We start from the raw sequence: 17,478 nt of genomic DNA on the forward strand, positions 1-17,478 counted from the left end.
ACGGCGGGTGTACGGGGCCGTCCGGGTCACCGCGTCCGGTAGGCGTCGACGACGGTCTGGGCGAGGGTGTTCCCGGCGGTGTCGGTCAGCTCGGCGCGCAGCGAGACTCCGGTGCCCGCGCGCGGGTTGCGGACCGTCACCGCGTCGCGCTCGACCGGGACCCGGGTCCAGGACTTGCCGCCGTCCATGGAGACGGAGACCTTGAGCGACCGGACGCGTCCGCCCGCGGCGGCTCCCTCCACGGCGACGGGGATGCGGAGGTCGCCGCCCGCGACGGCGGTACCGCCCGGGGCGAGCCGGGGTGAGAACCGTACGACGCTCACCGGCAGCGGGGTCGGGCGGGTGGTGGCGCGCGAGACGAAGGTCCACGCGGCGGTCACGCGGGTGGCGGCGCCGGAAGCACCCTTGCGCTGCGCGGTGCTGGTGACCCGGTAGGACGCGCGCCCCGGCGGCACGGTGAACTCGGCGCGCCCGGGGGCGCCGGACCGCGTCCCGACGGGCTTGCCGTCGCGGTGCAGCGTGGTCGAGGCCGTGGCGTACGCCGATGCCGACGGCGCATGGCCACTGCCGTCGGCGAGCAGCGGCACGTCGACGGCGAGGCGGTTGCCGGAGCGCACGACGCGGTGACGGCCGGTCAGGGTGGGGCCGAGGACGGGGTTGTCGAAGGCGAGCGTGGTCGTGGAACCGGCGCGCACGGCGAGGGGGCCGGCGGTGTAGCGGGTGGCCGGGGCGCCGGGCGCGGTGGGGGCCCAGTAGACGAACTCCCAGGGGCCGCGGCCGGGCGTCACGAGGAAGGTGGTGGCGCCGGGGACCGGGAACTTCCGCGAGGCGCCGATGGAGAGGCCGGCGGGCTGTACGTCGGCGGTGGCGGACCCCTGGGCGCCCGGCCGGGCCGCGCCCTGGACGCGCACCGTGGCCAGGTCCTTGGCGGCGGGGTGCCGGGTGAGCCCGGTCAGGGCGCGGTCGCCGGTGACGCTGTCGCCGAGTGCGTAGGTGGTGTTCTTGGTCGTCCAGTACGCGTCGTACCACTGCTTCACCGAGCCCGCTTCGGCGGCGGGGCCCAGGTGGCCGACGCGCAGCCGGGGCGAGCCCGCGAGCCGGTTGACGACCCGGGCGGTGCCGCCGTGCGTGACCTGGACGAACATCGCGCCCTGCAGGAAGTCCGCGGAGCGGTCGGGCGGGCTGACGTCGACGGGGGCGGTGGTCCGCGCGTCGACGGTGACGGTGGTGTTCCGGTCGAGGTCGAGGCGCGGCTGCACGACCCAGTCCGCACCGGCGGCGGCGCTGCCGCCGGGCAGGTAACTGTCCAGCAGATAGCGGCCCTTGGGCAGGCGCACGGTGGTCGTGCCGGAGTCGCCGTGCGGCTTGACGGCCCGCCCGGCGCCCGGCCCCGAGAGGCCGGTGACGGTGGTCTCGTAGGACCCCGTCGAGCGGCCCGCGCGGTCGAGGTGGCGGACCGTGAGCGTGTACGTCTCCGGCCCGGCGGCGTGGGCGGCAGGGATCGCGCCGTCGGCCAGGGCGAGGGTGAGCGTCAGGGCCGCGAGGACGCTCCGGCGGGATGCGGAAGAGCGGGATACGGAAGAATTGATCATGACCTGCACTGCACCGTCGAGCACCGGAGTTCCCGTGAGCCACGTCACACCGCCCGGGCGGGTGTGGCGCACGTCACCGGAACCCGGGGGACGGATGTGGCAGAGCAGAGAGTGGAATCACTGTTGAGGAATCGCTTCCGCCGCGGGGACCGCGACGCCCTGGGCGAGCTGTACGACGAGCACGCCCAAGTGCTGTACCGCTATGCCCTGCGGGTGACGGGCGACTGGGCGGAGGCCGAGGACGTCGTCTCGGCGACCTTCCTGGAGGCGTGGCGCAGCCGGGAGGGGGTGCGGCCGGAGGGCGACGGCCTGCGCCCGTGGCTGCTGGGCATCGCCACCAACATCATGCGCCGCAACGCCCGGGCGCGCCGGCGCCGGGAGTTCGCGCTCGCCCGCGTCCCGGAGCGCGGCACGGTTCCCGACTTCGCCGACGACCTCGTCACCCACCTCGCGGACACCGAGCAGCTGCGCGCGGCGCACGCCGCCCTCGCCCGGCTGCGCCGCCGCGACCGGGAGGTCTTCACCCTCGTGGTGTGGGCGGGCCTGGACTACGCGGCGGCGGCCGAGGCGCTGGGCGTGCCGGTCGGCACGGTCCGCTCCCGGCTGTCCCGGGCCCGCACCCGGCTGCGCGAGCTCGCCGACGCCGAGGCGCGCGCCGCCGGTTCCCGCTCACGGCCCCCGCGGGCCGGGACGGGGTCCGGACGGCCACCCGCCGCCGGCACGCCGGTTCCGGGCCGCTCCCCCGTGGCCACGTCCTCGTCGACCCAGGAGAAGCACGGATGACCACCACCCCGCGCCGCCGCCCGTTCCGCCGCTCCCGGCCCGACGGGTCCGAACTCCCCGGCCCCGGCGATCTGTTGCCCCCGCCGCCGGTCCCCGGCCTGGACCCCGGTCGTGAACGGCTGCTCAAGGACGCGCTGTTGCGCGAGGCCGCGCGCACCGGGCCCGCCGACGGCCGCACCGCCCGTGCCGCACTCCCCCGCCGGCCGCTGCTGCGGATCGCCGTGCCCGCCGTCGTCTGCGCCCTGGCGGCCGGCGGCGTCGTGGCGGCGAACCTCACCGACCCGCCCGCGCGCGGGCGCGGCACGATCGCCGACGGCGTCCCCCGGGAGGCGCCCGAAGCGGTGCGGCTCCTGGACCGTATCGCGCTCGCCGCCGCCCGGGAGCGGCAACAGGCCGTCGGGTCCGGCCAGTTCGTGTACATCGAGAGCAAGGTCGCCTACGCCGCGCAGAGCGCCGCGGGCGGCCCCGCGACCGTACCCCCCGCCCATCGGCGGCAGGTGTGGCTGTCGGCCGACGGCAGCCGCCCCGGCCTGCTGCGCGAGGCGGGCGGGCCCGACACCCCGCTCGGCGCCGACGCGCCCGTCTACACCCTCGACCGCCCGGGGGCCACGCCGAAGCGGGTCTCCCCGCGGGCGGAGGGTCCGTCGGTCGTCGACCCGACCCCCGCGTACGTCGCGTCGCTGCCCACCGACCCCGACGCCCTGCTGCGGCTGATCCGGAAGGAGACCCGCGGCCGGGGCCAGGACCCGGACCAGCAGGCCTTCACCACGATCGGCGACCTGCTCGCCGAGAGCTGGGCGCCGCCGCGGGTGGCCGCCGCCCTCTACCGGGCCGCGGCGAAGATCCCCGGGGTGACGGTGGTCCGCACGGCCGTCGACGCCGCGGGGCGCGAGGGCGTCGCCGTCGCCCGCACGGCCCGCGGACAGCAGACGCAATGGATCTTCGACCGGAGCACGCACGCGTTCCTCGGCGAACGCACGGTGCTCACCGCGTCCGGCGGGGCGGGCCCGGCCGGGACCGTGGTCGGCTCCTCCGCGGTCCTCACCAGGGCCGCGGTCGACCGGGCCGGCGAGCTGCCGCGCCGGTGACGGACGGGGTCGACGACGGTCGGACGACCGTCATCGGCCCTGCTGTCCGAGTCCGGGGGACGGATCAGGTGTCCTCTTCCCCGCGTACCACGCACAGGCCCCAGATGACGAAGGCGCACAGCGCCATCACCACGATCGACCAGAGCGGGTAGTACGGCGCGGAGAGGAAGTTGGCGACGAGGGTCAGGGCCGCGATGGCGACCCCCAGGATCCTCGCCCACAGGGAGACCCTGAACAGCCCGACGCCGATCATGATGGCCGCGATGCCCAGGAACAGATGCACCCAGCCCCAGCCCGCCAGGCTGAACCTGAAGACGTAGTCGGGGGTCTTGAGGTAGACCGCGTTGTGCAGAATGCCCATGATGCCGCGGAAGAGGTTCAGAAACCCCGTGATCAGTATCATCACGGCCGCGAACACCGTGAGACCGGCGGCCGCCTTGGACTTCCCGCCGGGGGATTCGGGAGCGGTGACCATGGGCGTCCTCCTTTGCCCGCATGGTGCCCCAGGCATGGGGAGTGTCCCTTCCATCGTCGCTCCCCGCCGTCCCTGATCGCACGCGGGCGGCGGGGACGTCACCCCGGGGGAACGGCCACGGACACACCGTGACCGCCCGTCCCGCGCCCGAGGTGCGCGCCGGCGGCGGTGTCGGCACGCTGGAAGGACAGCTTCGGGCGTACGACCGGACGGGAGTGGGCCATGCTCTCCGCCACCGCATCCGCACCACCGGAGGACCGGTGATGGCCAGGGCCGGGATCTTCGCGGTCCTCCCCGAGGGCCGCCGCGAGCCGCTGCTGGCCACGGCGCGCGAGGTGTCGTTCCCGATCGGCACCCGGATCTTCGAGGAGGGCGGCCACGCCGACCGCTTCTGGATCCTGCACACCGGCACGGTCGCCCTCGACCTGCACGTGCCCGGCCGCCGCCCCGCCGCCATCGAGACCATCGGCACCGGCGAACTCCTCGGCTGGTCCTGGCTGTTCGCACCCCGCCAGTGGCACCTGGGAGCCGAGGCCACCGGCCCCGTACGCGCCTGGGAGTTCGACACCGAGAAGGTCCGCGAACTGTGCGCGGGCGACCCGGAGCTCGACCACGCGCTCCTCCTGTACGTCGCCGAGACCATCGGCAAACGCCTGAGGTCCGCCCGCACCCGCCTCCTCGACCTCTACGGCCCGGCCGGGAGCGGACCGCCGCGCTAGGACACGCCCTGACGCCGCATCAGACGGGCCCAGGCGTCCCGGTCGTACGGGCAGCGGGCCCGCAGCTGGATGCGTTCGCTCAGCAGCGTGCGCGCCAGGTCGTGGCGCCCGGCGTGCAGGGCCGCCTCCACGAGGGTCCTCTGGAGGGCGTCCCGCTGCGCGTGGCTGCCGCCGAACTCCTGGAAGCGGCGCCGCAGGGGAAGCAGCAGCTCGACCGCGTCGGCGTACCGCCGCCGCCCGTACGCCACGAGCGCCCGGCACACCGGCAGGCCGATCCCGGCGGTCATCGCGGCGTTGGAGAGCTCCGGAGCGGCGTCGCGCAGCCACATCTCCCGGTCGCGGACGAGCCGTTCGGCCTCGGGGATGCGGCCGGCCCCGACGTAGGCCATGACGGCGTGGGCGTCGTTGAAGGCGTAGTGGGCGCCGTCGCGCCGCTGCGCCCAGGCGTCGGCGAGCGCGGACCAGCGGCCTCCGGTGTCCGCGCCCGCCAGGTGGAGCCGCCACAACAGCGAGGCGGCGTCCAGGAGTTCCATCGCCGCACCGGCCGAGCCGTCGTGGTGCAGGGCGGCGTCGTAGACGGCCAGGACCTCGTCGGTGCGGCCCGTCTCCAGCAGGTACAGGGCGTAGTGCCACCAGTTGTGCACGTTCAGGGAGTTGCCGGACGCCCAGTCGTCCGTGCGGGCGTCGAGGTAGCGGATGCCGTCCTCGTGGCGGCCCTGCATCTCGTAGGCGTGCACGACCGCGTGGATGCCCCACACGTCGCGGGCGTCGCGTTCGACGGCCTCCAGGCCCGTCCGCTCGGCGAGGGTGTAGTGCCCGGCCTCCTCCAGGCCGAACGCGTACATGCCCTGGAGCAGGCCGTAGTGCGGATCGTCCCGGTCCCAGGCGGACAGCGCACCGCCGATGCGGTCGCGCAGCAGCACGGCGTTGCCGGTGAAGAAGTCGATCTGGTGGCCGACCGCGAGGGCGAGGGCGTCCTCGGGATGCGCCACGACGAGCTCGGCGAGGAGGTGCCCGGCACGGTGCATGTCGCCGTCCAGCCAGGCGGAGGCGGCCTCGACGTGCATCCGCTCCCTCGGGGTCGGGCCGGAGCCGGGCAGGTCCCGGAGGTACGCCCCGAACGCCGCGGCCGCCTCCGCCGCGTCCCTCTCCTCCGTGCCCAGCAGCCCGAGGTACGCCCGGAAGACGTGGCCCATGACCGACCGGGGCGAGTCGTCGAGCAGCGCCCCGACCTCCGCTCCGGTCTCCTCGCGGAAGTGGAGGAGGGCGTCGAGGGCCTTCTCGTAGTGCCGCACGGCCTCGGCACCGGTGTGCGTCATCGCGTGGGCGTGCCGGTCCGTGATCACTCTGACCTCCTGCCGGGTTGCCGCGTGCCGCAGGGATGCCTGCCCCGCGGCGGCGGGAGGGACACCCCGGCCGGTGCGCCGACCGCGCTCACGTACTCACGCGCTCACCCGGAGCGGCGGGAACCGCCGGTGCCGAGACTCCCGATCAGCTCCGCGAGCTGCCCGGCGTAGTGCTCGACCAGCTCGGGGGAGCGTCCGTCGGCGCCGAACAGGCCGCGGGCGAGCTGGGGGTAGACCGCCAGCGCGTTCGCCGCGCTCATCTGGATCAGCAGCAGTGCGGCCGGGTCGAACCGGTCGTCGAGCTCACCGGCCGCCTGGCGCCGCCGGATCAGCTCCACTTCCTGTCGCAGCCGGGCGTTGCGTTCGGCCACCCCCTCCTCGTCGTCCTCGCCGGTGCCGGCGAGGCCCTCCCAGGCGAGGAGGCGCCCGCCGAAACGGGGGTCGAGGCTCGCCCGCACATAGCTCTTGATCATCTCGGCCTGGTCCATACCGTCGGGGAACGCCCGGGCCTCGTGGGTCCGCCACCGCCGGCCGATCTCCCGGTACAGACCCTCCTTGCCGTCGAAGTAGTACGTGATGAGCTGCTGGTTCACCCCGGCGCGCGCGGCGATCTCCGACACCCGGGCACCGGCGAAACCCTTGGCGGAGAACTCCTCGGTCGCGGCGTCGAGGATCAATGCCTTGGTGCGCTCGGGGTCACGCCGCCGCTCGTGCGCGGCGGGCGTCCGGCGCGGCGCGCGGCGGGCGTCCTTGTCACTCTTCTTCGTGGTCACGGCCAGGATTCTGCCATCCGTCCGGCCAACTCAATCATCCAAACGTTTGACAGACTCATCCGTACGCCTGATTCTGGCGTCATGGACCGCAATGAGACCCACGTGCTCATCGTCGGGGGCGCCCTCACCGGGCTGAGCGCCGCCGTCTTCCTCGCCCACCAGGGCATCCGGGCAACGGTGTTGGAGCGCCACCCCGATCTGCTCATCCACCCCAGGCTGCGCGGCATCACGCCGCGGACCGTCGAGGTCCTCCGCCAGGCCGGGCTCGGTCCGGCCCTCCGCGCGGAGAGCTTCCACAACGAGGGCAGGCCCTTCGTGCCGCTGCGGGCGGACACCCTCGCGGACGCGTACGAACCGGTGACGGAGGTCGTCGACGAACCGTTCGTCGATCCCCGCACCTACAGCACGTCGTCCTACGTGATGATCGACCAGGACCGGCTGGAGATCCTGCTGCGCGACCGGGCCCGCCAACTCGGCGCCGACGTCCGGTACTTCACCGAGGCGACCGCCCTCGACCAGGATGCCGACGGCGTCGGGGTCACCGTCCGGGACCGCGCGAGCGGCGCCGAGGAGACGATCCGCGCGGACTACGTCGTCGCGGCCGACGGTTCGAAGAGCCGGATCCGGGCGTGGCTCGGAATCGCGTCCGACGGACCGGGAGTGCTGTTCGACACGGTCACCGCGATCGTCGACGCGGACCTCTCGGCCACCGTGCGCGGCCGGCGGATCGGCATCGCCTACCTCCAGAAGCCGCGCCCGTTCACCTCGATGATGCCGTACGACGACCATGGCTCGCGATGGCTGTTCAGCACCGGGTACGACCCGCGGCACGAGTCGGTGGCGGACTTCACCGCCGAGCGCGTGGCGGACATGGTGCGGGACGCCGCCGGAACGGAGGGGGTCGACGTCTCGCTGCGGCCCCAGATCCCCGGCACCGACGTCACCGTGCTCGGCTTCCCGATCGGCGCCCAGGTCGCGCGGTCGTACCGCTCGGGCCGGGTGTTCCTGGCCGGGGACGCCGCCCGCACGCAGCCGCCCACCGGCGGGTTCGGCGGGAGCACAGGGATCCAGGACGCCCACAACCTGGCCTGGAAGCTCGCCGCCGTCCTCACGGGAACCGCGGGCCCCGGACTGCTCGACACCTACGACGCCGAACGGCGGCCCTACGGCAGGCTCGCGATGCAGCAGGCGTTCGCCCGTTTCGGCGACCGGATGGCCGATGGCGCACAGGTGGAGCTGCTCGACTTCCCCGCCCTGACGACGGGCTTCCGGTACGCCTCGGCGGCCGCGCCCGGGAGTCATGGAACCGATCCGGTCCCGGTCGGCGAACTGCGCGCGCAGCCCGGCACGCGGGCTCCGCACCGCCCGACCGCGGACGGCGGTTCCACCCTCGACCTGTACGGCAGGACCTTCGTCCTCCTGGCCGGTCGCGAAGGGCGGGAGTGGGCGGAGGCCGCGAAGGAGCTCGGCACCGCCCTGGGCGTGGGGATCCGGCCCTGCGTCCTCGGCACGGACATCGACGTCGAGGCCGGCGAAGAGGCGCACGGCATCGGGGCCCGCGGAGCGGTGCTCGTCCGTCCGGACGGCTTCGTCGCCTGGCGCAGCCGGGCCGCCGCGACGGAACCGGCCGCGGTGCTCGCCGGAGTCCTCCGTACGGTTCTCGCCAGGCAGGACTGACATGCCCGGCGGGGCGGCCGCCCGCCGCGCGACCCTCGTCGCCGGCGGGCGGCCGCCCGGCCTTCGTCCCCCGGACCGACCGGTCGGGGAGACCCTGCTCGGTCGTGGTGACCGCTCAGTCGTGGTAACTGCTCAGTCGTGGTAACCGGGGTTGGTCCACCGGCTCGGGCTGGCCTGGATGTCGTTCCACATCTCGGTCCACCACCGCCGGCCGTCCTTGCCCGTGATCGTGGTCAGCACGCGGTCGCCGTCGGCGCCGAAGCCCTGCGCCCGCACCTCGTTGTTGATCTTCTGGATGATGCCCTCGCCCGACGGGTGCTTGTGGGCGATGTAGTTGAGGAGGAAGGCGGTGGAGTCGTAGCCCCTGTTGTAGTCGGTGCCGCGGATGCGGTCGACGCCCGGCTTCTCCTTCACGTTGTAGACGTACTTGCGGTAGTAGTCGGCCTGGCCCTCGTTCAGCCATGCCCCGTTGGCGGCGTCCTGCACCTGGTGGGTGAGCTCATGGATGAGCGATCCGATGTCGCCGGGGTTCTTCATCACGTACTCGGGGCGCAGGACGATCGACTTCTCGTTGTTGTACTGGGGCTTCGCGTTGGGCTCGAAGAGGGCCGCGACGCCGGGGTTCTTGAAGGCCTCGTGCCCGGCGTCGTAGACGACGTTGATGCCGGGCTTGATCTCGTACGCGCCGCCGGTCATGAACTGCCGGATCTTCCCGTACTGGTCCTGGAGGAGGCCCTTGTTCTTCTCGAACCAGGCGCGCAGGGCGTTCGGGTCGTAGCCGCCGGCGTCGACCATCTGCAGGGTGACGGGGACGGAGGGGGACGGTGTGGTGGTGACCTTGTCGAGCTTCCACTGCTGGGATTCGAGGCCGTCCGTGGTGGCGCAGGAGGCGACCGTCAGCGAGCCCTCGCCGTCGGGGGCGCCCAGGCACTGGTCGCCCCGCTTGCTGCGGATCGTGTACCAGCCCGGGCGGCCGGGAGTCGCGCGGAACTTCCAGAGCTGGTTGTCGGAGCCGCCGTTGCCGTTCACCCGGTGCGAATAGGCGGTGCCGTTGGAGAAGTTGTAGTCGAGGACGCGGGCCTCGGAGCCGCTGAGGCCCTGCTGCTCGGTGTAGCGGTTCTCGATGAGGAAGTAGCCGTCGCCCTTGTCCCACAGATGCCACTGCTGGTTCTGGCCACCGGTGTTGTGGTAAGCGTAGACCGGCACGCTGTTGTTCTTGTTGTACTCGTAGAGGTCGGCCAGGTTGCCGTTGGCGTTGGTGAGCGTCGTGACCATGTCGTGGGCCGGGCCCTGGCCCTGGTCCTGCAGGGAGCGGAAGACGGCGTAGGCCGCGTCGCGCCAGACCGCGGCGGCGGCGTCCTGCAGGTAACTTCCGGAGTAGTCGCCGATCTGGACGGGACCGCTGTCGAGAGTGTCCCCGTTGAGCAGCGGGCCGCCGCTCGCACCGCCGGAGAGGTCGCTGTCGCCGGTGCAGGGGCCGCCCTTGCCCAGGATCTGGGGCGGGTTGTCCGGACCCCAGTAGGGCTCCTTCGCACAGGTGTGGAACTGGTTGGAGCTGGCGGGTATCCCCGCGAGCACCACCCGGTTCGGCAAGGTGGAGATGCCGAACTGGAAGCCGGAGGCACCGACCTTGTCCTGGATGTGCACGCCGTCCTGGGTGTTGAGCGTCAGGAACGCGGAGTCGGAGGTCTGCAGGGAGCTGGAGTCGTCGACGACGCCAAGGGAGCGGAAGGTCCACTTCCCGTACGGGGTGTGCTCGGTGCCGTCGGCGTCCTTGGAGTAGCCCGGCATGAACTCGTACTGGGCCGGGATGATCCGGTTCTGCTTGTCGTGGGGGATGCAGTGCCGGGCGGTGGCTATGGTGTCCTTGCTGTCACTGGTGATCACATTGGCGGTGCACGAACCGACCCACCATACGCTGGGGTTGTTCTCGTCGGGCCAGGCGATCCGGAGACGGCCGGTGGTGCCGCGCAGCCAGTTCTCGCCCGAGGAACCAGCCGCGAGCCGGCTCCTCCCCTTCTGCCGGGGCGGGGTGGCGGGCGCCTTCGCCGCCACCTTCGACTTCCCCTCCGGCTTCGCCTTCGACTTCCCCTTCGCGGGCTCGGACTTCGGCTTCCAGTCCTTCAGCTCCCCCTTGAACTCGCGGAGGGTGCCCTTCTTCTCGTGCTCGATCCAGAAGGCACGCTGCTGGGCGTCGGTGGCCGTGGCCCGGACCTGGACGCCGCCGTCCGCCGCGCGCGGCGCGGAGGTGGCGGGACCGGCGGCCGGGGTGGCGGCGTACGCCTGGGCGGTGGGGAGAGCGGCGGTCAGACTCGCTGCGGCGAGCGCCAGCGTGACGGCATGTCTGCGCAACGGGATGCTCCATCCATCTACGGGTGCGGGTGGTGATGCCCGGACCGTAGGCGGAGGAGTTCACCGCTCGATTGACGGCCGGTCAACGACCGGCCGTCGGATGCCTCAGGGAGCGAGGGGCAGTTGGCGCTTGTGGTCGGTGAGGCGGTAGCGGCGGACGATCGTCCCGAAGGCCCGCTCGTCCACCGGCTTGCCCTCCAGGAAGTCGTCGATCTCGTCGTAGGTGACCCCGAGCGCGTCCTCGTCGGCCTTGCCCGGGTCGAGGGTCTCCAGGTCGGCCGTCGGGGTCTTCCACACCAGCTCGGCGGGCGCGCCCAGCGCGTCCGCGACGGCGCGCACCCGGCGCTTGGTCAGGCCGGTCAGCGGGACGAGGTCGGCGGCGCCGTCGCCGAACTTGGTGAAGAAGCCGGAGACCGCCTCGGCGGCGTGGTCGGTGCCGACGACGAGGCCGTCGTGCGCGCCGGCCACCGCGTACTGGGCGATCATGCGCTGCCGGGCCTTGATGTTGCCGTGCACGAAGTCCTGGTGGTGGGCGTCGCGGAAGGCCACGCCGGCGGCCAGCGCGGCCTGGAGCGCGGCGTCGCTCGCGGGCTTGACGTCCACGGTCAGCACCCGGTCGGCCGCGATGAAGGAGAGCGCGAGCTGGGCGTCGCGCTCGTCGGCCTGGACGCCGTAGGGCAGGCGCATCGCGTAGAAGTGCGCCTCGTGCCCGGCCGCCCGGGCCCGCTCGACCGCGAGCTGGCACAGCCGGCCGGCCGTGGTGGAGTCGACGCCGCCGCTGATGCCGAGGACGAGGGAGCGCAGACCGGTGGAGGTCAGCCGCTCGGCGAGAAAGGCCACCCGGCGCTCGATCTCCCGCTCGGCCTCGAAGATCTCGGCGACCTGGAGTTCCCGGGCGATCTCCTGCTGCAGGGCCATGGACGCCGGCTCGCTCACGTCTGCTCCTCGTACTTGTCCTACTGATGTGCTGTTCGCGCCCCACCCTACCCAGGGCGGTGACCGGCCCGGTCCGGCCGGTCCTGTGCTCCGGCCTGCGCTCCGGTCACAGCCGGAAGAGGGCACCGCGCCAGGTCCACCCCGCGCCGAGGACCGCGTCCCGCAGCGGGCCCTTGATCTCCGCGGAGTCGAAGCGGGACACCTCCGTCATCCGCAGACGGCCCTCGGCGTCCCGCCCGACCGTCCACTCGCGGGAGACCGTGGTCATCTGCCCGCGGCCGTACTCGCGCGACAGCACCACCCTGGGGGTGTCCCCGATCCACTTGACCTCCCGCTCCTCGTCGAGGGCGCGCACCTCGTGGCGCGCCGGGACCAGGCGCATCCGGGTCTTCACGGTCCGGCTCATCCTGGCCCCGGCGAAGAAGGCGTGCCAGGCGGGCTCCCGGATCCGCCACTCCGCCACCAGGTCGGCGCCCTCGGCGGGGGTGCCGGTGCGCACGACGTACGGCACGTCCGGCCCGTTGAGCCCGAGGAGCGCCGCCCGGACGTCCCCGGCCGGACGGGGTGCGACACCGCTGCCGGGATGCGCGGTGCCGGTCAGTCTGTCGAAAAGGCCCATCGGGGCAATCTAGGGACGGGCGGTGGGCAGCGGCAAACCCGCGGGGAGCCGCCGTGAAAAGCCTTGGCGGCGTGGACGTCCGCCCTCCTAGAGTGAACGGCGTCCGGACGCGATGAATTCGGTGGATTCGGGGGGAATTCATATGGCGCGCTTCAACACCCGTACATCCGGGGCGGTTTCCCCCGTCTCGCCCGTGACCACGGCGGGGCGGACCCGTACCCACCTCGGCGGCGAGGGGTACGTACGGGACGACCGCTCCGAGCTGTTCCTGCTCGCGGTCGCCAACTTCGTCTCCCAGCAGACCTTTCACGAAGGCGCGGCCGAGCGCGACGACCGGTTCGCCGCGCTCGTGCGCAAGCTCGCCGTCGAGGACCCCGTCTGGACCGCCGGTCTCCTGCGGTGGCTGCGCGGCGACGGCGGGATGCGCACCGCCTCCCTCGTCGGCGCCGCCGAGTACGTCAGGGCCCGCCTCGACGCCGGTGCCACGGACGGCCCGGCCAACCGCCGGGTCGTCGACTCGGTGCTGTGCCGCGCCGACGAGCCCGGCGAGATGCTGGCCTACTGGACCTCCGTCCACGGGCGGAACGTGCCGAAGCCGGTCAAGCGCGGCATCGCCGATGCCGTACGGCGCCTCTATACCGGGCGCAGCCTCCTGAAGTACGACACGGCGTCCAAGGGCTACCGCTTCGGTGACGTCCTCGACCTCGTCCACCCGACGCCCGATCCGGACAGGCCGTGGCAGGGCGCCCTGTTCCGGTACGCCCTGGACCGCCGCCACCACCCGGACACCGCCGTGCCGCCCGCCGCGGAGCGTACGCTCGCCGCGCACCACGCGCTGATGGCCGTCCCCGTCGAGGAACGCCGTGCCCTGGTCACCGGGGACGGCGGTGCCGAGCGGCTCGCCCGGGCGGGTATGACGTGGGAGGCGCTGGCGGGGTGGCTGCAGGGCCCGCTGGACGCGGCGGTCTGGGAGGCCGTCATCCCGTCGATGGGCACCATGGCCCTGGTCCGCAACCTGCGGAACTTCGACGAGGCCGGGGTCGGTGACGAGGCCGCCGGGCGCGTGGCGGCCCGTATCTCCGACGCCCAGGAGGTCGCCCGGTCCGGGCAGTTCCCCTTCCGGTACCTGGCCGCGTACCGGCACGCGCCGTCGTTGCGCTGGGCGTATCCGCTGGAGCAGGCCCTCGGCCACTCGCTGGCGAACGTGCCCGCGCTGCCCGGCCGGACCCTGGTCCTCGTCGACCGCTCCGGCTCCATGGGGGCGCCGATGTCCGGCCGTTCGCGGCTCGACCGCGCGGATGCCGCCGCGGTGTTCGGCACGGCCGTGGCGCTGCGCGCGGCCGACGCCGACCTCGTCCAGTTCGGCACGTCCAGTGCGCCCGTGGAGCACCGCAGGGGCGAGTCGGTCCTCAAGGTGCTGGAGCGGTTCGGGGACCTCGGCGGGACCGACACCACCGAGGCGGTGCGCCGGCACTACCGCGGTCACGACCGGGTGCTGATCGTCACCGACGAACAGGCCTCGTTCCACTGCGCGGGCGACCCGACCGGGCAGGTCCCGGCCGACGTCCCGGTCTACACCTGGAACCTCGCCGGCCACCGGCCCGGCCACGGCCCGTCGGGGTCCGCGCACCGGCACACCTTCGGCGGGCTCACCGACGCGGCGTTCCGCATGGTGCCGCTGCTGGAGGACGGCCGGGACGCCCGCTGGCCCTGGGAGGGCTGAGCGCCGGGGGTGAGTACACGTACTCATGACGCCCGCCGGGCGGCGGGAGAGGATCGGGGCATGAAGGCGATCAGGACGACGAGGCCCCGCACCGGGATTCCGGCGGTGGTGGTGCTGGCTCTGCTGGCGGCGGCGGGGTGCGGGACGCAGCGGCCGGGCGCCGCCGCCGCGGCCGGGTCCGCCCGGACCCCGGTGGCGGCGCCGAGCACCCCGGCGGACGCCCCGTGCCCCGGCGAGAGCACCGCGCCCACCCCGCCCGCGCGGCCGCCGGCCGCGCCGCCCGGCGACCACTACGCCGAGAACCACGGCTTCAGGGTGCCCATCCCGCTGCACGGCCCGCTCCGCTGCGAGGGCCTCGCCGCCGTCAAGCGCGTCGAGGACGCCCTCGAACCCCTGCGCAGACGCGGCGACTTCACCACGGCCGGCACCCGCGGCGCACTCACCGGCCTCGGCTACGCCGCGGGAAAGGTGCGGGTGTACGAGAACGGCCCCACCGGGGTCGGTTTCCTCGTCGAGGCCCCCCGGATGTGCCTGGAGGGCACCTGGGACCAGGACGCCACCCGGGCCGAGGCCTTCGGCGGCTACCCCGACCACTCCGGCTGCGAGGTTCCTTCCGGCGGCCATTGAGCGGATCGCGGCGGGAGGGCGGCAAGGGCCCGCCGGCCGGGCCGGAACCATCCCGTCCGTGACATTTGTCAGCGCGCACCGGTGACGCGGGACTCTGCCGCCCGGCGGCCGCCCCGCGAGAAAGTGATCTTGCATCACCGGATCGCGAGAGGAACTGCACCATGTCGAAGCGCGTCATCGCCCTGGCCGCCGCTGCCGCGGCGCTGGCCGGGCCGGTCGCGGCGCCCGGCGCCACCGCCGCGGAGGCACCGGCCCGGGTGGACGTCACCGTGGGCCGCGCGGTGGCCAACACCGTCTCCCCGACGGCCGTCGGCGTCAACACCCCCTTCTGGAACGGGCTCCTGACCCGCCCGGACACCCCGGAGCTGATCCGCAAGGCCGGCATCAGGACCCTCTCCTTCAACGCCGGTGGCCCCAGCGACCTCTACCACTTCGAGAAGGGCGGCTGGCTCAGCCCCGACCCCCACGGGCCGGACAACGGCAGCTACGAGAAGCTCACCCCGGAGTTCAGTTTCGACCGGTTCGCGAGGACCGCGCAGGCGGCGCACGCCGGCATGCTGGTCCACGTCAACTACGGGACGGGGCCCACCGCCACCAAGGACGCCCCCAGCACCCCGGAGCACCCCAAGCCGGGCGACCCCCGGGAGGCCGCCGCCTGGGTCCGTTACGCCAACCGCACCCACCACTACAACGTCCGCGACTGGGTGATCGGCGAGGAGACGTACTTCAACGGCTGGCACCCCATGCCCCCGGGCATGCCGCTCAATCCCGACGCGCACACCGACAAGTCCCCGGCGGCGTACGCCCGCAACTCCATCGCCTACGCCAAGGCGATGAAGGCCGTGGACCCGGGCATCCGCATCGGCATAGAGCTCGGGACGTACGACCCCGCGAAGACGGACAAGCCCGGTCCCGACCGGAACGCGAAGCTGTGGAACGACGCCGTGCTCGGCACCCCGGGGCTGGCGGCGGCCGTCGACTTCGCGGACATCCACTGGTACCACGCGGCCCGCACCGGCGGCTCCGACGCCGCCGTGCTCGCCGACACCGCGTCCGTCGGCCCCGCGCTGCGCACCCTGCGCAAGGACCTGGACCGCGCCTCGGGCCCCCGGCACCGCATCGCCGTCGTCGCGGGCGAGAGCAACTCCGCCGCCGTGCCCGCCACCCGGCAGCAGGACACCGCGGTGGGCGCGCTCTATCTGCTGGACGACAACCTCACCCTGCTGGAGAACGGCGCCTCGGCCGTGGACTGGTGGGCCCTCTACAACGGCCCCAACTCCACGGCCGACGGCGGCTGGGGCGACCTCGGGCTGCTCTCCTCCGGCACCTGCCCGGGCGAGAAGCCGGGCACGACGGGCAGGACGAAGTGCGAGCCGCCGGCCGGCACGCCCTTCGCCCCCTACTACACGATGCAGTTGCTCACGACCGCGCTCAAGGGCGGCGGCAGCCTGCTGACCACCACCGCCACCGGCGACGGCACGCTCTCCGCCCACACGGTCCGCCGCGCCGACGGCACGCTGGCCGTCGTCCTGGTCAACAAGGACCCGAAGCAGGCCCGGAACGTGCACCTCACCGTCCCCCGCGGCTACCGCGCCACCCGCACCCTCTCCTGGCGGCAGGGGCAGGCGGCGCCCACCGCCCGCACCGGCCCGGCGCCGACCGCGCTCGCGCCGTACTCCGCGGCCGTCGTCCTCCTGACTCCCGCGAAGTAACAACAGGAGGTCTCAGCGCATCGCAAGGTCCACGATGCGCCCGATCAGATCGGGGTACGTCCATCCCGCCCCGGCCGCCGCCAGCGGCAGCAGGCTCGTCGCCGTCAGGCCCGGAAGCGCGTTCGTCTCCAGGCACATCGGCTCGCCTGCCGCGTCGCAGCGGAAGTCGGTGCGGGAGTACGCCCCTTCGCCGAACCCGAGCACTTCGTGGGCGCGCAGGGCCAGTTCCTGCAGCCGTGCCGCGAAGCCGTCCGGCACCCGCGCCGGGCAGACCTCGTCGACGGCCCCCGGCTGGTACTTGGCCGTGTAGTCGAACAGCGGTGTCGTCAGTTCGATCTCTATGACGGGGAGCACCCGGTCGCCCACCACCGCGACGGCGAACTCCCGCCCCGGCAGGAACGGTTCCACCAGCAGCTCGGCCCCCTCCGACGCCCTCGCCACCTCGGCCAATCGGGACAGCGACTCGACCCGGTGGACGGACACGCTCGACCCGTCCGCCACCGGCTTCGTCACCACCGGCCCCGCCGCCACCAGCCGCTTCACCTCCTCCGGCACCTCGCCGGCCCCGGGCCGCCACAGCACCCGCTCGGCCACCGGCAGTCCTGCCGCGCCCAGCGCCGCCTGCGCGCGGCCCTTGTGCCAGGCCGCCGCACAGGCCGCGCCGTCCGCGCCGGTGAACCGGACACCCGCCTTCCGCAGGAGGTCCTGCACCTGCCCGTCCTCGCCCCAGCCACCGTGCAGCGCCAGGAACACCAACTCCGCGCCGCGCAGCACCTCCAGCACCGGCCCCCCGGTCAGGGCGGCGTGCATCCGCCGGCGCAGCGACTGCCGGTCCAGGAGGGCCGGCGGTTCCTTCCCCACCTCGAACCCGTCCACCGCGTCACCGGGACGCAACGGCCCGGCCGCCACCGGCACTTCGGCGGCCGGATCGACCAGCACCACCTCGTGCCCCCGCTCCAGCAGCGCCCGGGCGACCGAGCCGCCCGAGGCCAACGAGACGTCCCGCTCCGGGCTTTCGCCACCGCACAAGATCACTATTCGCATGAGGGGATTGTG

At 73.7% G+C, this 17,478-nt stretch carries 15 protein-coding genes; 7 read left to right on the forward strand and 8 right to left on the reverse strand.

The genetic code is table 11. From position 1 onward, the window contains the following. Nucleotides 1-26 precede the first annotated feature (26 nt). Nucleotides 27-1,592, reverse strand: coding sequence for a serine protease (locus AB8735_RS04895; protein WP_372405587.1), 1,566 nt, complete (start codon nucleotides 1,590-1,592; stop codon nucleotides 27-29). Nucleotides 1,593-1,715: 123 nt separating this feature from the next. Between AB8735_RS04895 and AB8735_RS04900 the strand changes: the two genes are divergently transcribed. Together AB8735_RS04900 and AB8735_RS04905 are read left to right on the forward strand one after the other, a co-directional pair. Further along, the gene (locus AB8735_RS04900; RefSeq protein ID WP_344032871.1) at nucleotides 1,716-2,375 is read left to right on the forward strand and encodes an RNA polymerase sigma factor; all 660 of its coding nucleotides are present in this window, start codon (nucleotides 1,716-1,718) and stop codon (nucleotides 2,373-2,375) included. Then, complete coding sequence (locus AB8735_RS04905; protein ID WP_372405589.1) at nucleotides 2,372-3,463, forward strand: CU044_5270 family protein; 1,092 nt, start codon at nucleotides 2,372-2,374, stop codon at nucleotides 3,461-3,463. The genes AB8735_RS04900 and AB8735_RS04905 overlap by 4 nt, the downstream gene beginning before the upstream one ends. A gap of 64 nt (nucleotides 3,464-3,527) precedes the next feature. Here the strand turns inward: AB8735_RS04905 and AB8735_RS04910 are convergent, their stop codons facing one another. After that, a complete protein-coding gene (locus tag AB8735_RS04910) occupies nucleotides 3,528-3,938 on the reverse strand; it encodes a hypothetical protein (protein ID WP_372405590.1) in 411 nt (136 codons plus the stop codon). 263 nt (nucleotides 3,939-4,201) lie between these two features. Here AB8735_RS04910 and AB8735_RS04915 point away from each other — a divergent pair, with 263 nt between their 5' ends. Next, on the forward strand, nucleotides 4,202-4,657 hold the full coding sequence (locus tag AB8735_RS04915; RefSeq protein WP_372411778.1) for a cyclic nucleotide-binding domain-containing protein: 456 nt from the start codon (nucleotides 4,202-4,204) through the stop codon (nucleotides 4,655-4,657). Here AB8735_RS04915 and AB8735_RS04920 read toward each other — a convergent pair. Together AB8735_RS04920 and AB8735_RS04925 are read right to left on the reverse strand one after the other, a co-directional pair. Continuing rightward, nucleotides 4,654-6,003, reverse strand: coding sequence for a tetratricopeptide repeat protein (locus AB8735_RS04920; protein WP_372405591.1), 1,350 nt, complete (start codon nucleotides 6,001-6,003; stop codon nucleotides 4,654-4,656). The two genes, AB8735_RS04915 and AB8735_RS04920, sit on opposite strands and share 4 nt — an antisense overlap. A 104-nt stretch (nucleotides 6,004-6,107) precedes the next feature. Then, entirely contained in the window at nucleotides 6,108-6,776 is a 669-nt protein-coding gene (locus AB8735_RS04925; RefSeq protein ID WP_372405592.1) for a TetR/AcrR family transcriptional regulator, read from the reverse strand. Nucleotides 6,777-6,857: 81 nt separating this feature from the next. On the opposite strand from AB8735_RS04925, the gene AB8735_RS04930 reads away from it, so the two are divergent. Next, complete coding sequence (locus tag AB8735_RS04930; protein WP_372405594.1) at nucleotides 6,858-8,453, forward strand: FAD-dependent monooxygenase; 1,596 nt, start codon at nucleotides 6,858-6,860, stop codon at nucleotides 8,451-8,453. A gap of 132 nt (nucleotides 8,454-8,585) precedes the next feature. Here the strand turns inward: AB8735_RS04930 and AB8735_RS04935 are convergent, their stop codons facing one another. The 3 genes from AB8735_RS04935 to AB8735_RS04945 all read right to left on the reverse strand — a co-directional run bounded on the left by AB8735_RS04935 (nucleotide 8,586) and on the right by AB8735_RS04945 (nucleotide 12,360). Continuing rightward, nucleotides 8,586-10,805 (reverse strand): RICIN domain-containing protein, encoded by a 2,220-nt coding sequence (locus AB8735_RS04935; RefSeq protein ID WP_372405596.1) that lies wholly within the window; start codon nucleotides 10,803-10,805, stop codon nucleotides 8,586-8,588. Between the two features lie 105 nt (nucleotides 10,806-10,910). After that, nucleotides 10,911-11,741 carry an ammonia-dependent NAD(+) synthetase gene (gene nadE, locus AB8735_RS04940; RefSeq protein WP_344021692.1) on the reverse strand — a complete coding sequence of 277 codons (831 nt, stop codon included), beginning with the start codon at nucleotides 11,739-11,741 and terminating at the stop codon, nucleotides 10,911-10,913. Nucleotides 11,742-11,847: 106 nt separating this feature from the next. Continuing rightward, nucleotides 11,848-12,360 carry a hypothetical protein gene (locus AB8735_RS04945; RefSeq protein WP_372405598.1) on the reverse strand — a complete coding sequence of 171 codons (513 nt, stop codon included), beginning with the start codon at nucleotides 12,358-12,360 and terminating at the stop codon, nucleotides 11,848-11,850. 142 nt (nucleotides 12,361-12,502) lie between these two features. Here AB8735_RS04945 and AB8735_RS04950 point away from each other — a divergent pair, with 142 nt between their 5' ends. From AB8735_RS04950 to AB8735_RS04960, 3 genes are all read left to right on the forward strand, one after another. Next, on the forward strand, nucleotides 12,503-14,083 hold the full coding sequence (locus tag AB8735_RS04950) for a TROVE domain-containing protein (protein ID WP_372405599.1): 1,581 nt from the start codon (nucleotides 12,503-12,505) through the stop codon (nucleotides 14,081-14,083). 60 nt (nucleotides 14,084-14,143) lie between these two features. Further along, on the forward strand, nucleotides 14,144-14,710 hold the full coding sequence (locus AB8735_RS04955) for a hypothetical protein (protein ID WP_372405600.1): 567 nt from the start codon (nucleotides 14,144-14,146) through the stop codon (nucleotides 14,708-14,710). A gap of 161 nt (nucleotides 14,711-14,871) precedes the next feature. Continuing rightward, nucleotides 14,872-16,422 carry a hypothetical protein gene (locus AB8735_RS04960; RefSeq protein ID WP_372405601.1) on the forward strand — a complete coding sequence of 517 codons (1,551 nt, stop codon included), beginning with the start codon at nucleotides 14,872-14,874 and terminating at the stop codon, nucleotides 16,420-16,422. 12 nt (nucleotides 16,423-16,434) lie between these two features. Here AB8735_RS04960 and AB8735_RS04965 read toward each other — a convergent pair whose 3' ends face one another. Continuing rightward, on the reverse strand, nucleotides 16,435-17,466 hold the full coding sequence (locus tag AB8735_RS04965) for a D-alanine--D-alanine ligase (protein WP_372405602.1): 1,032 nt from the start codon (nucleotides 17,464-17,466) through the stop codon (nucleotides 16,435-16,437). Nucleotides 17,467-17,478 lie beyond the last annotated feature (12 nt).

Origin of the sequence: Streptomyces luteireticuli (assembly GCF_041519305.1) — a bacterium.
GTDB lineage: Bacteria > Actinomycetota > Actinomycetes > Streptomycetales > Streptomycetaceae > Streptomyces > Streptomyces luteireticuli.

Bases quoted from the DNA above. Each gene is read 5' to 3' on its own strand.
- AB8735_RS04950 (WP_372405599.1), top strand. From the start codon at position 12,503: ATGGCGCGCTTCAACACCCGTACATCCGGGGCGGTTTCCCCCGTCTCG.
- AB8735_RS04965 (WP_372405602.1), bottom strand. From the start codon at position 17,466: ATGCGAATAGTGATCTTGTGCGGTGGCGAAAGCCCGGAGCGGGACGTC.
- AB8735_RS04915 (WP_372411778.1), top strand. From the start codon at position 4,202: ATGGCCAGGGCCGGGATCTTCGCGGTCCTCCCCGAGGGCCGCCGCGAG.
- AB8735_RS04930 (WP_372405594.1), top strand. From the start codon at position 6,858: ATGGACCGCAATGAGACCCACGTGCTCATCGTCGGGGGCGCCCTCACC.
- AB8735_RS04945 (WP_372405598.1), bottom strand. From the start codon at position 12,360: ATGGGCCTTTTCGACAGACTGACCGGCACCGCGCATCCCGGCAGCGGT.
- AB8735_RS04905 (WP_372405589.1), top strand. From the start codon at position 2,372: ATGACCACCACCCCGCGCCGCCGCCCGTTCCGCCGCTCCCGGCCCGAC.
- AB8735_RS04960 (WP_372405601.1), top strand. From the start codon at position 14,872: ATGTCGAAGCGCGTCATCGCCCTGGCCGCCGCTGCCGCGGCGCTGGCC.
- AB8735_RS04910 (WP_372405590.1), bottom strand. From the start codon at position 3,938: ATGGTCACCGCTCCCGAATCCCCCGGCGGGAAGTCCAAGGCGGCCGCC.
- AB8735_RS04895 (WP_372405587.1), bottom strand. From the start codon at position 1,592: ATGATCAATTCTTCCGTATCCCGCTCTTCCGCATCCCGCCGGAGCGTC.
- AB8735_RS04955 (WP_372405600.1), top strand. From the start codon at position 14,144: ATGAAGGCGATCAGGACGACGAGGCCCCGCACCGGGATTCCGGCGGTG.